Raw genomic sequence first — 12,684 nt, forward strand, 5'->3', positions numbered from 1 at the left:
CAACATCAAAGGGTTCGGCCTTTATGATCAGGGCGATACCAATTCCATCTGCAATCCCCAGGGCGTCAGAAAATAAACCCAGCGGCGGCCCGCCAAGGGATGATCCGGACCGATGACCGAGGGTTCGCCGAGAATTTTTACCCCCGGCACCTGCCGCAGGGCCGCCAGCGCCTGCGGGAGATTGTGCACGGTGATGCCCAGATGGGCGCCGCCGGCGTCACAGTTCCTCGGCATGGCCCGGTTCAGGTCCGGCGCCCGGTATTCGAATAATTCCAGCGCCGTGCCCAGGAAATCGAGCTTGGCCAGGCGGCAGGCGGCCTCAGGGTGCGTATTGAAGCGTTCCGCCATTGACGCCGCGTTGTCCGCACCGGGCAGGTAATGGCGGCGATATAATTCGCGCGCTCCCAGGACTTGGGTAAAGAACGCCGTCGCCGCGTCCAGATCCGGGACGGTGAGGGCGACGTGATCCACCCTGCCGCATGACAGCACCGGCGCGGCGAGCGGCTGCGGAGTGCCGGGCTTCATGTTTTATCGTCCAGCGCGGCGAAGCGTTCTTTCAGCCAGCCCGCCTCATAAGGCGTGCGGAACTCGATATAGAGCTTGAGATGCCTGAAACGCCAGACGCCGTTACGGCGCTCAAACACATCGTCATAGCGGCCGCCCATCCACAGCGCCATCCGGTCCTGAAATATGCAGGGTTCAAGAAGTTTCCAACTGCCGCGGCCCCGTTCGCCGGCGACGTATATAGATTCGTTCATTAAATAATGAGTGGTAAAAGAGAGCCGGCGCGGGCTGGCCTCGAACATATCGGCAATGGCGTCATGGCCGGTAACCTTGTTGGCCGTTCCCTGCGCCTCGCTTTCCCAGATACCGTCCGGCCAGAACAAATCGGCCACCGCCCGCCCGAGCTTATCGTCGCAAGCCTGCATATAGTCCGCTTTCAAACGGCGGATGGCATCTTGGGATTCCAGGGCGTCCAGGCGCTGTAGCAAAGACTGTTCGTCACCGGTCAGGTTTCTGTCAATGGGCATGATGTTCTTTGGATATTATTTTGGATACAATATAAAATACAATATGCGCCGGTGATTTATCACTGTCAACAGGCAAAAGTGGATATTGGAAAATGCGTATGACATGCTAGATTTCCTTGCCGGACATGAAACTTTTAACTTTCTTTTTTCAGCGATATAAGAAAAACAACCTATGAAGACTTCGAAAAGGCAAACGGCCACCGGGCGGACAACCGAGCGCATCCGGGAACTGATCATCAGCGGCGAAATCGGTGCCGGCGAAACCTTGCGTCAGGAAGAACTTTCGGTCCGTCTGGGCGTTTCACGCACACCGCTGCGGGAAGCGATTATCATCCTGCAAGCCGAGGGTCTGGTGATTAACCATCCCCACAAAGGCACCGTGGTTTATAAACCCACCGTGGCGGAGCTTGAGGAAATTTACGCTACCCGCCTGCTGCTGGAGCCGGCGGCGGCCCGATTGGCGACCCGCAACATGACGCCGGAAGCGCTGCTGGACGTGGATCGCATCGTGCATGAGATGACCGCCACCACCACGCCCTGGCAGTTGATCCGCCTTAATCATGAATTCCGCTATACCTTTTATTCCGCTTCCGGCAACCGAACGCTGGCGGACACCATCCGCGGTCTGACGCTGCGCGCCGAACCCTATGTCGGCATACTGGTAAGCGGGCTGAACCGGCCTTTCACCGATCAAGCCTTCGCCGCCCTGTTGGACGCTATCCGCGCCGCTGACGGCGACCGCGCCGCCGCCGTCACCCAGGCGCACCTCGAGGCGACGGTGGCCAACGTTCTGCCGATGCTGCAGCGCTGAGTCCGCTAAGGCGCACCTAGGAGCGGCGGTGGCCGGCGTCCTGCCGATGCCGCGGCGCTAAAGCGCGTCGAGAAACCGGCTTACGATGCGGTTGAATTCGCCGGGATGCTCGTAAAAAGGCAAATGTCCGCACCGTTCAAGGGTGTGCAGCCGCGCCCTGGGGAAACATGCCACCGCGGCTTCGGCGCGGGCATGGCTGGCACGGGGATCCTGGCGTCCCCACAGCAGCAGGGTGGGGGCGGCGACCTCATTGAGCCGTTCGGCGACCCGGAAGGGCCGTGCCCGATTTACATCCAGCATGGCCGCCAGCAGCGATTTATAAGCCTGGGCGGCGCCTTCCCTGGCATAGGCCGTTAATTGGCTCAAAATCAGCGGGTCGAAATCCAGCGTTCCGTCAAAACAGAGATTCGCCAGGCGCTGCCGGCAACTGTCCCAGGTGGCGGTATCAAAGGCGCTGCTGCCGTTGGCCAGGGTCTTGCCCAGGGTTGCCACGGTTTCGGCTTCGGTTTGCAGCGCGGTGCCGCTGCCCACCACCACCAGGCGCTTTATCCGCGCCGGCATACGTAAGCCGAGCAGCAGGGCAAGCTGGGCGCCGAATGAGCTGCCGACAATGGAGAACTGTTCAAAGTCCAGCCGGTCCACCAGCGCCTCCAGATGCGTCATTAGGGCGGCATGGCCGATATCGCCGCGATCGTCATACAGATCGGTAAAGCCATGGCCGAGCAGATCCGGCGCGCAAACGCGCCGCCGTGCCCCCAGGTCGGCCAGGTTACGCAGCCAGACATCGGCGGAAAACCCCACCGGATGCAATAACAGCAGCGGTTCTCCGCGACCCGATTCAATCACCCGGGTGCGGATGCCCCCCGCCGTCAAAAATTGGATATGCATGGTCAGGCCTCCTCGCGCAGGCAGGCCAATGCGTCGGCGCGGGAAGCTTTTCGGGGCAGGAGGGCGGCGCCGGTATAAAACGCGAGATAGATGCCGTTCGGGTCGCGGGCAAAACAGCGGGCGCCTTCCTGCCGGGTTTGCCGAGCCATCCCCGCCGGCATGGCCGGCTGGGAGAGCAGAAAGGATTGGGGGGCGATTAAAAACCACAGGGAGTGCAGTCCCGCCTGCTCATCCCTTCCCGCCGCCACCAGGGCCACGCAGGCATGTTGTTGCCCGGGCAGACCCAATAGCGCCGCCTCCCCGCTCCGGCTGATAAGCTCCAGACCGGCGATGCGCCGATAGAAATCCAGTGAGCGCGGCAAATCGGCGACAAAAAATGTCCCGCCGCAGATCTCCATCGACTGGAGGGCCGCGCCGTCCACCCGGGTGTCTAGCCGGGGCAAAGGCTCAAAGGCCGGGAAAGGCGGCGTTGTCAGCGGATCCCAGCGGGCGCTGATCAGGTTATTTTGGTTTTCGGCATAAAAACCGCGCCAATCGGGCACGCTGTCGATATAGAACTCCACGGCGTTGCCGTCCGGATCGTAGAGATACAGGCTGCGGGACATGCCGTGATCCAGCGCCTTTTCCACTGCGATATTAAAACGTTCGGCGTTGCGGTAGGCCTCGATAAGCGACGCCTCGCTGCAGACGTGAAAAGCGATATGATTGAGGCCGGGCTGCCGGCCGCGAACCATGGTGTTCTGTACGCTGCCGTCCCGGCCGATCAGCGGGGCGCTGGAAACCTGCATTAATCCCATGTCGTGATGGGTGGCGCCGTTGCTGAGGAATCCCGCCTTGATGCCGGGTTCGCGAAAGACTTCGGTCAGGCCGCAGACATCCCGGTAGAACGCTACGGACTCATTCACATCCGCCACAAAAATATTCGCATGGGCGAAGCGGTCGGGGCGGAAAAGTGCTGTATTTGCGGACATTTTTCTCTCCAATCAATTACCCGGACATTACCGGAAGCGGGCGACGACGCTTTTTTCCAAGGCCGACATCACCAAAAACAGCAGGATGCCGAAACCGCCGGCCATCAGCGTCGCGGCCCACAGCAGGGCGATGCTGTCGCTTTGCATGGCGGAAATCAGCAGCGGGCCGATACCCTGATCCAGCCCGAACCATTCGCCGAAAATGGCCCCCACCATGGCGGCCGGCGCCGCCACTTTCAGGCCGGACATAAACGTCGGCAGGCATGCCGGCAGTTCCAGATGAAAAAATCGTTTGTTGCCGGGGCAGTCCAATACCGCGAACAGATCGTAATGGGCCTGGTTGACCTCGGCGAAACCGGACAATGTGGCGATAAATACGCTGAAAAAGACAAAAAAGGCGGCCACCGCGATGGGGAGATCCTGGCGTTCCATCGTCGCCAGCAGTACCGGCCCCAGGGCTATCACCGGCGTTGCGTTGATAATGGCCGCCAGCCGGGTGATACCCGGCCTGAGCCAATGGCCCAGCTGGGCCAGGACCGCCAGCAGCGTGCCGATAAGGATGCCGATAAAATAGCCGCGAAATGCGCTGTCGGCGGTGTGCAGCAGCGCATCAAGGAACACCGCGTGGTTTTCCGGCGCCAGAAATTGCCCGATAACCTCGCTCAGCGGCGGTATCACCCCGCGCAGCCATGACGATCGGCCGCCGGCTTCCCATAACGCCAGCAAAATGAAGGCCCCGGCTAAAGCATACAGCCGCTGGCGCCGTAACAGGCGAGTCGTCATGTCGGCACCTCAGTCAACATAAATCCTCCCCGGCTTCCAGCTCATCCAGCGCCAGGGTCAATTCATCGGACAACGCATGAAACTGCGGGCTGCGCATGATCTCCGGCTGGCGCGGGCGCTGGAAAGGTATGCGCCTTTCCATCCGCACCCGGCCCGGACGGGGCGACATCACAATGACCCGATCGGCGAGAAAAATGGCCTCTTCCACCGAGTGGGTGACCAATAACGTCGTCAGCCGTTCGGCGCTCCACAGCGCCTGTAATTCAATATTCAGCCGCCGTCTCGTCACCGCGTCCAATGCGCCGAACGGCTCGTCCAGCAGCAGCAATTCCGGCCGCAAAATCAGGGACCGTGCAATGGCTACCCGCTGGCGCATGCCGCCGGAAAGCTGTTTCGGCCGGGATTTCTCGAAGCCGGTCAGGCCCATCAGATTGAGCAGCCAGGCGATGCGCTGTTCATTCACTTTATATCCGGTGATTTTGCAGGGCAGCGCCACATTGTCCCAAGCGGAAAGCCAGGGCAGCAGGGCATGGTCCTGAAAGGCCACGCCTAATCGGTTGTTTTTGATGAACTCTCCCGGTCCGTCGCAGCCGTCCATCACCAGTTTCCCGCCGCTTGGGGTCTCAAGGCCTGCGATAAGGCGCAGAATGGTGGATTTACCGCAGCCCGACGGGCCAATCAGCGCGACGAATTCATATTTACCGATGTGCAGATCGACATTATCCAGCGCGGTGAATTCGCCGCCGCCGCTGGCAAACCGCTTGGAAACCTGCTTGAGATCCACCAGCGCATGCTGCCCGGACGCGGGCTGTTGCGCCGGTATGATTTCTTCAGCCGGCGTCCCGGCGGTCGCCGCCGTAGAGGTTGATGAAAGCTGCATGGCGTGTCTCTTAGAGTAATTGGGTCCGATTGCCGAAGACCTCTTCGAGCAGGCTGGTATCCACATAGCTATCCACCGCGGGCAGTTGGGTTTCGCCGGCCGCGCGCAGCGCCGCATAAATGGGGCCGCTGATTTTGGTCTTGTCGATCCAGAGCATGCCTTTGTCGCGGGTCAAATCGCTTTGCGTCAGCGGAACCATGGCCTGATTGACCCGGAGCTGATGGGGCTGGTCGATTTTCATGGAGCCGGCGTAGCGTTCCGCCACCAGTTTCGGCGCCAGGGTGGGATCTTTGGCATTCATTTCCCAGCCTTTGATACTGCCGCGCAGGAAGCCGAGAATGACTTTGCGGTTTTTGGCGATGGCGTCGCTGCTGACCACAATCGGGCTGGTATAGGTGGGCAGTCCCATAGCGGCGAACAGGATCATATTGGTTTTCACCCCCTGTTCCGCCAGCGTCACCGGTTCGGAGGTGGCGAACACGCTGATGATGTCAACGCTGCCTTTGGTCAGCGGTGTGGAGTCATAGCCGATGGGCACAAAGGTATAGCCGTTGGCCGGCAGGCCATTGATTTTGAATACGGCGTCAAGCTCGCGCTGACGTCCTTGGGCGGCGCCGATCCGCTTGCCCACCAAATCCTTGGCGCTGTTCAGCGGCAGGCTTTGCAGGCTGATGAGGGCCAGGGGCGAAGTCTGGAATACGGAGCCGATGACCGTCAGCTTGGCCTGGTGCTGAACAGCATTGATAGTGCTGGTGAGAAAGGTCGGCAAGCCGGCGGTACCGGCGCCGCCGGCCACGACCTGCTCTACGCCCTGCATATTGGGGCCGCCGGGCAGGAACTTCACGCTGATGCCTTCCTGTTTGTAATAACCCAAGGCGTCGGCGATATAAAAGCCGGCGAAATCCACGCTCGGGATCCAGTTCAGCTGCAATGAGACCGTATTGCCGACGGCGGCAAGGACGACGCCGGGGCCGAACAGCGATGCGATGGTAATGCCTGCGCCGGCGGCGGTGAGTAAACGGCGACGGCTGATGTGACCTTCTTTCATTTTTTTTCCTCTTTATAATATCTGTGCAGGGAATTAACGAAACTTCATGCTCACTTTTCTTTCCAACCCGCTTGCGATACCGAAGATCACCAGCGATAGCACTACGCCGATCAGGCTGACTTGCCAGGCCTGGTCGGTATCCATAATCTGTTGCGCTTTTGCCAGCCGGTAGCCCAGGCCGCGGGTGCCCAGCAGCCACTCGGCGGTCAGCGCGCCCACCACGCTGAGCATGGCGCTGATGCGCAGCGCGGTGATGATGTTCGGCACCGCGGCAGGTAAGGCCACGTGCAGATAATGCCGGCGTTTGCCGGCCCCCAGCACGTGGAGCAAATCCGCGGCCCCCGGCGGTATGCTGTCCAGGCCGGAGCGCGTCAGCACAAAGGCCGGAAAATAGGAAATCAGCGCGGCGATGACGATGATGGTGTAAAGGGTGTAGCCGAATATCGACGCGACGATGGGAATCAGGGCGATGGACGGCAAGGTATTGAGCAAAATGGTCAGCGGCGTCAATACCCCCGACAGCATGGGAGAAAACCAGCTGAGGGAGGCCACCGTGATGCCTAGCAGCATTCCCAGGCCCAAGCCCGTACCGATGACCATCAGGGTGGTCAGCAGGTCGGGCAGGTATTGGGCGAATCCGGTCACCGTCCCGGCCAAGGTTTGCAGGGGGGAGGGGGCAATAAGCGCGGGAACATCGTCCAGCACCAGCCAACACTGCCACAGCAGGATGATCAGGCAGTAAGGCCATATCATCCGGATAAGTCCGGCGGCGGCCCGACCGGCTCCGCGGCCGATGACTTTTGTGCCGGCGGGCGGCGGCGCGGGTACTTCTCTTGCGGCCATAAAAATCCCCCTTGTCCCGTTACGTCCAAAAAACTGCATTTTTTTCGCCCGTGGCGGTTTGCACCGGCTTAATGCAATTTCGGATAAAATTTTGGATATTTTGAAATTTATGCAAAAGCCGCTCCAATTTCGGCGGCTTTACAGACAGAAGCAGTCTGTTTTTTGTACTTACCTTACTCGCGCAAGGCTAAAACGGGATTGACTAACCTACCGATAGGCTGAATCTCAATCTCCACACGGTCGCCGTGACGCAGGAATCGGGGTGGGGTGAAACCGATTCCGACCCCGGCGCAGGTGCCGGTGGCGATGATATCGCCGCTCTCAAGGGACATGGTTCGGCTGATGGTTTCAATCAGCGTGGGGATATCGAAAATCAGGTCGGCAACGCCGGCATGCTGCCGCAGCTCGCCGTTGACCCAGGTTTTAAGCTGCAATTGATCCGGGGCCGGGATTTCGTCCGCCGTGACAATGGCAGGCCCCATCGGGCAGTAGCCGTCCAGGCTTTTGCCCAGGAACCATTGGCGATGGGTCTGTTGCAGGGTGCGGGACGTCACGTCATTTACGATGGTATAGCCGAACACATGGGTAAGGGCGTCAGCTTTGGCGATATTACGGCCGCCCCGCCCTATTACCACCGCCAGTTCACCCTCGTAATCCGTGGATTCGCTGTAGTCGAGATAGGCGGGTATGGCCATCTCGGGGCCGATGACCGACGACGGCGCCTTGGTAAAAATGACGGGGAATTCAGGGGTGTTTTCGCTGGCGCTGGCATCAAACCCGCTGGCCTGGAACTCCACGGCGTGCTGATGGTAGTTTTTACCGACGCATAGAATATTGCGCGCCGGGCGGGGAATCGGGGCCAGCAGCTGTATCCGGTCCAGCGCCACCCAGTCGCCATGGTCTTCGTCGGGGTTATCTATCTGTGCAAACCGCCGGATCAGATGCAGCATATCGCTGCCCGCCTCACCGGGAAAAGCCTGTACCGCGGTGCCGGCGGCATTAAGGCGGCCGACCCGCACCACTCCTTCCAAGGCATAACTCACCAATTTCATGATTGGTTTTTCTCCTCTATGATCTCTGTAACGAGAAATGACAGCCTAGACCTTCCGGCACCCATATTCAACCAATATTGAATTGGACTGCATAATTGACTTAATTGGGCTGAAATTGGCTATTCCCCTTGGCAAACCGGCGGATTGCGCGGGCGCACGCACTGAATCAGCCCATCAACTGCCGCCACCAATAGCCTTTTGCACCTTTTGAAGGCAATACTCTTCTTCAATGGCGCAAAACAAGGGGGAACTGATTCATATTTAGCGCTCCGTAATCAGGATATGGTATCCTAATCTACGTTTCGGGCCGCCGTTGGTTGTTCCAATGGGTAACCAATCCATATCGGCCTGTTTTCCACCATTCCCGTACCGCAGGGTTCACGTCCCCTGGCAAACCCGCCGGGCCGTCGGCCGGCTCTGAAGGAGATCCCTATGAAACCCGCTATGGAAGCACAATCGACAGCATCCTCGGCATCGACGTCCGCCAGGATTAAAACAAAAACGCATTCCGTTGCCGATCAGATCAAATCCTACCTGGTCCAGCTGGATCTGGCGAAAGGCGCGCGGCTGCCCGCCGAGCGGGAGCTGGCCCAGGCGCTGGGGATTACGCGCTCGATTTTGCGCCGGGGGCTGGATCAGCTTGATGCGGAAGGCTTTATCTGGCGTCATGTCGGCAAAGGCACATTCATCGGTTCGTCCCCCGCCGGTACTGCTTCCCTCAGCGCCGGTATGGACAGCTACATGAACCCGCACGATTTAATGGAAGTGCGGCTTTTCCTGGAGCCTCCCGCCGTGGGCCTGGCGGCCATTCGCGCCACCACCGCCGAGCTCGATGAAATCCAGGCCTGCCTGGAGAATTCCCTGAAAGCCTCTACGGCGCTGGAATATGAACATTGGGACGGACGTTTGCACCGGGCCATCATCAAAAGCACGAAAAATTTGCTGTTGGTGAAAATCGGCGAATTGTTCGAGTCGGCGCGGGACGAACGGGTCTGGGGTAAGCTCAAGGAGCGCTCCTCCACCCCCGAGCGGCGCGAGCACTATAGCCGGCAGCACCGGGCCATCGTGAACGCGCTGCTCGATCGTAACCGTCATGAAGCCGAGTCGCAAATGCGCGAACACCTTATCGATGTTCAGACCGATCTGCTGCGGGCCAGCGGACAGGCCTAGCGAGATCGGGCGCGCCTTCGGGGCGCGGGGCCGCCACCGCTATGCCATGATGAACAGTTTATTTGCCCGGACCCGCCGGTGGTATAACCTTTTTTAAAACCAATTTTGCATTAATCAAACCAATTTTGAGCCAATTTGCCTGCTTTACGCATGCAGCATTGGCGCTATCCTTGTTACAGCGTGTTTACTCTAAATTTTGTATAATCTCCCCGCTGTTTTTCCCTGACTTTGTCAAACCATTACAATATTGGTTGATTTCATCTCGGACCGAAGGCTATAGTTATCGCCGGGCACTGACGTGCAGCTGGTTATCCGTAGGTGGCAGAGGTTCTGAACATGACCCATTCTCCCGACACTCTCGCCGTAAGATTGGTGCGCGTTACGTATCTTACGGAGCATGTCAGCCTGTTTGAATTCGCCTCGCTGGACGGCGCCCCATTGCCGACCGCCGCCGCCGGCGCGCATATCGCTCTGCAACTGCCGAACCTGGGGGAACGCGCCTATTCCCTGGTTACCGACAGCAGACATCCCGAGCGCTACGCCATCGCCGTGAAGCGCGAACCGGCCGGACGGGGCGGTTCGCGGCATATGCACGATATGCTCAGGGTGGGGCAGGTGATTACCGTCACCCCGCCGCGCAATCTGTTTGAACTTAACGAGCAGGCGGAGGAAACGCTGCTGTTCGCCGGCGGTATCGGCGTCACGCCGATCCTGAGCATGGCCCGCCGTCTGCAAGCCCTTAACCGTCCGTTCAGGTTCTTCTATTCCAGCCGCTCCCGTATCCATGCGCCGTTTCTTGAAGAGATCGCCTGTTTTCCCGACAGTCATTGCCGTTTTGGCGATGAACACGGGCGCGATCCCTCCTTCGGGCAGACCCTCGCCGGCACCTCGAGAAATGCCCATCTCTACTGCTGCGGTCCGGTGCCGATGATGGACGACTTTTTGACGGCCGCCCGCGCCGCCGGTTTTGCCGAGGAACATATTCATGTGGAATATTTCGCCGCCAAGGAGACGCCGGCCCTGACGGGCGGTTTTGTGGTGAAACTGGCCCGCAGTAACCGCAGCCTGACGGTGAAGCCCGGACAATCCATATTGTCGGCCCTTCGTGCCGCCGGCGTGGCCATGACCACGTCCTGTGAACAGGGGATTTGCGGCGCCTGCGAAGTCCGGGTGCTTTCAGGCCTGCCGGACCATCGCGACAGCGTTTTGACGGATGAGGAGAAACTGGCCAACCAAACCATGATGGTGTGCTGTTCCGGCGCGTTAAGCGGTGAACTCGTCCTGGATTTATAACGGCCCTTGCGCCGCCGCCGGTACATTGTCGGCAGCGGAACGTTCAATTGTGGCACCGGCCACCCAGCAAAAGGAATATCCAGCGCCATGACGCAGAACAGGCTTTTTACCACCGTGCATGATGTACTCGATCCCCTGACCGGATTACGCCACTCTTTACGCTGGCCCGCCGGCGGCGCGCTGCTTCGGGCGGATGCCTGGCCGAAAGGGCAAGGGCGGGATATCGACGGCAGCCATTTGTGGGTGCTGCCGGCGCTGTATGATGCCGATGCCCATTTGCCCATGGTGCTGTTCGGGGTTCGTCAGAGTGATTTGTACCGCGCCATGGCGGGGGGGATAGGCCAGATGAACGTCGCGCTGCCCTGGCAGCAGGCAAGACTCTTCACTCTGCGGGAACTGGTTAACGACAGCGCCGGCTTTTTTCCGGCCATCGTGCCGGTGCTTTCGGTCTCGCCGAATGAGGACAGCCGCGATTTCTCGCAGTGGCTCAAGCAACATGCCGATGAGGTGAAAGAGTGCCTGCCGTCGGTGTGTAAATTATATTCCTACGATCCGCATTTCGAGCGCAACCTGGAGGCGGTGTGGCAGGCGGGGCTTAAGGCGGTGGTGTGGAACTCTACCGACGAAGCCCTTGAGCGTCTGGTGGCCAATGCTTCGGGCCGGCCGCTGCATCTGCGGCACGCCGTTTCGGCCGGCATGATTGCCGTGATGCGCCGTGCCCGCCAGGCCACGCTGCAAAGCAGCCCGCATTTTCTTCTGCCGCTGGGGGAGGGTAAGCGGGAATCCCTCACCGTTTTGCCTCCGCCCCGTGCGCCGGAGGATATCCAATCCCTGGCGGACAGCGTTTTAGATCAGGTGGATTTGCTTTCCAGCGATCATGGCGCGCCGCATCAGAGCGGCGTTTCCGTCGGGCCGGGTTTGCAAACCCAGCAGCATTTTCTGCCGGTGCTGCTTACCCTTTGCGAACGTTATTCCTGGCCGCTGGAATCCATATTGGCCAAAGTAACCCGGGCGCCGGCGAAGATTTTCGGCACTCGCGTGCCGCAGGGGGTGCTGCTGGTGGATCCTGATTACCGGGAAACCGTCGCCCCTTGGCCGAATCAGGCTTCGGACCGCGCGCCTTATGAGGGGCTGGAATTGACCGGCCGGGTATTGGCTATTAGCAATGACCGGCAGGTTTTGCTGGTGTAGGCGCCGCCACGGTCTCCCTTTAACACGCACGGTTCAAGCCTTGGTGGTAGCGGGCCTACCGCGCTGAGGGGCGCTCGGTCGGGCAGGAAAACCATGCCCGATTCGACTCCATCAGCACGGTTTCCCTTTAACACGTACGGTTCAAGCCTTGGTGGTCGTAGGATTTCCCGCCGCTTCAGCGCCTTTTATGCCAGCCGTCCTGCTCCAGGCAAAATCCGCAGGCGGCCATGAATTGCTCCATTACCGCCCGATCTTCCATCGGCTGGGCGCCGCTTAACCACCAGTGATTGATCTCCGGCAACTGTCGCTGTGCTTCATTGAACAAATACAATCCCACGCCGCGGCGCCGGGTTACCGGCCGCACCAGGGGCGAGACCAGCCTGCCTTCGCCCCATTCGTTATCAATGACCACCTGCACCGCGCCCAGCAACCGATCGTTGAACCTGGCGGCAAATACCGCATAGGAAGGAGAGAGTTTGCCCGCCAGGGCGGGGATATCCTGTTCCGGCCATATTTTGGCCAGATCAATTTTATCCTGTTCGGTAAAATCGGAGAGTCGTTCGATTGTCAATTTCATGCGTGTAATCACTTAAAGACGTAAAGGAATAATGTAGCGAATTTGTTTATAAAAGATTATGTAAATCTTGCTATCGCAAAACCTCAAGAAACCTTATGTCATTCAAACATTTTCGGAGCAATTAAACTTACATAAAATGACAATCT

Annotated in this window: 14 protein-coding genes; 4 read left to right on the top strand and 10 right to left on the bottom strand. The window is 59.4% G+C overall.

The window, feature by feature from the left end; translation table 11 throughout:
- Positions 1–27: 27 nt before the first annotated feature.
- Complete coding sequence (locus ACL2XJ_RS09080) at positions 28–525, bottom strand: VOC family protein (protein ID WP_413726299.1); 498 nt, start codon at positions 523–525, stop codon at positions 28–30.
- The gene (locus ACL2XJ_RS09085; protein ID WP_413726300.1) at positions 522–1,031 is read right to left on the bottom strand and encodes a nuclear transport factor 2 family protein; all 510 of its coding nucleotides are present in this window, start codon (positions 1,029–1,031) and stop codon (positions 522–524) included. Before ACL2XJ_RS09085 ends, ACL2XJ_RS09080 begins: the two co-directional genes overlap by 4 nt.
- A 172-nt stretch (positions 1,032–1,203) precedes the next feature.
- Between ACL2XJ_RS09085 and ACL2XJ_RS09090 the strand changes: the two genes are divergently transcribed.
- Entirely contained in the window at positions 1,204–1,842 is a 639-nt protein-coding gene (locus tag ACL2XJ_RS09090) for a GntR family transcriptional regulator (RefSeq protein ID WP_132923900.1), read from the top strand.
- Positions 1,843–1,899: 57 nt separating this feature from the next.
- On the opposite strand, the gene ACL2XJ_RS09095 is transcribed toward ACL2XJ_RS09090, so the two are convergent.
- From ACL2XJ_RS09095 to ACL2XJ_RS09125, 7 genes are all read right to left on the bottom strand, one after another.
- On the bottom strand, positions 1,900–2,730 hold the full coding sequence (locus tag ACL2XJ_RS09095; RefSeq protein WP_413726301.1) for an alpha/beta fold hydrolase: 831 nt from the start codon (positions 2,728–2,730) through the stop codon (positions 1,900–1,902).
- Positions 2,731–2,732: 2 nt separating this feature from the next.
- Positions 2,733–3,701 (bottom strand): VOC family protein, encoded by a 969-nt coding sequence (locus ACL2XJ_RS09100; RefSeq protein WP_413726302.1) that lies wholly within the window; start codon positions 3,699–3,701, stop codon positions 2,733–2,735.
- Between the two features lie 27 nt (positions 3,702–3,728).
- A complete protein-coding gene (locus ACL2XJ_RS09105) occupies positions 3,729–4,484 on the bottom strand; it encodes an ABC transporter permease (protein ID WP_132923897.1) in 756 nt (251 codons plus the stop codon).
- Positions 4,485–4,497: 13 nt separating this feature from the next.
- Complete coding sequence (locus tag ACL2XJ_RS09110; RefSeq protein ID WP_413726303.1) at positions 4,498–5,364, bottom strand: ABC transporter ATP-binding protein; 867 nt, start codon at positions 5,362–5,364, stop codon at positions 4,498–4,500.
- 10 nt (positions 5,365–5,374) lie between these two features.
- On the bottom strand, positions 5,375–6,412 hold the full coding sequence (locus ACL2XJ_RS09115) for an ABC transporter substrate-binding protein (RefSeq protein ID WP_132923895.1): 1,038 nt from the start codon (positions 6,410–6,412) through the stop codon (positions 5,375–5,377).
- 33 nt (positions 6,413–6,445) lie between these two features.
- Positions 6,446–7,255, bottom strand: coding sequence for an ABC transporter permease (locus tag ACL2XJ_RS09120; protein ID WP_165934180.1), 810 nt, complete (start codon positions 7,253–7,255; stop codon positions 6,446–6,448).
- 173 nt (positions 7,256–7,428) lie between these two features.
- Complete coding sequence (locus ACL2XJ_RS09125) at positions 7,429–8,307, bottom strand: fumarylacetoacetate hydrolase family protein (protein WP_413726304.1); 879 nt, start codon at positions 8,305–8,307, stop codon at positions 7,429–7,431.
- A gap of 432 nt (positions 8,308–8,739) precedes the next feature.
- Here ACL2XJ_RS09125 and ACL2XJ_RS09130 point away from each other — a divergent pair, with 432 nt between their 5' ends.
- From ACL2XJ_RS09130 to ACL2XJ_RS09140, 3 genes are all read left to right on the top strand, one after another.
- Positions 8,740–9,477, top strand: coding sequence for a FadR/GntR family transcriptional regulator (locus ACL2XJ_RS09130; RefSeq protein WP_413726305.1), 738 nt, complete (start codon positions 8,740–8,742; stop codon positions 9,475–9,477).
- A gap of 336 nt (positions 9,478–9,813) precedes the next feature.
- Positions 9,814–10,770: a PDR/VanB family oxidoreductase gene (locus ACL2XJ_RS09135; RefSeq protein WP_413726306.1), complete on the top strand. Its 957-nt coding sequence runs from the start codon at positions 9,814–9,816 to the stop codon at positions 10,768–10,770.
- 87 nt (positions 10,771–10,857) lie between these two features.
- Positions 10,858–11,961 carry a hypothetical protein gene (locus tag ACL2XJ_RS09140; RefSeq protein ID WP_413726307.1) on the top strand — a complete coding sequence of 368 codons (1,104 nt, stop codon included), beginning with the start codon at positions 10,858–10,860 and terminating at the stop codon, positions 11,959–11,961.
- Positions 11,962–12,136: 175 nt separating this feature from the next.
- Here the strand turns inward: ACL2XJ_RS09140 and panM are convergent, their stop codons facing one another.
- On the bottom strand, positions 12,137–12,538 hold the full coding sequence (gene panM, locus ACL2XJ_RS09145) for an aspartate 1-decarboxylase autocleavage activator PanM (protein WP_413726308.1): 402 nt from the start codon (positions 12,536–12,538) through the stop codon (positions 12,137–12,139).
- Positions 12,539–12,684 lie beyond the last annotated feature (146 nt).

Origin of the sequence: Sodalis sp. RH16 (assembly GCF_047324245.1) — a bacterium.
Classification (GTDB): Bacteria; Pseudomonadota; Gammaproteobacteria; order Enterobacterales; family Enterobacteriaceae; genus Acerihabitans; species Acerihabitans ligni.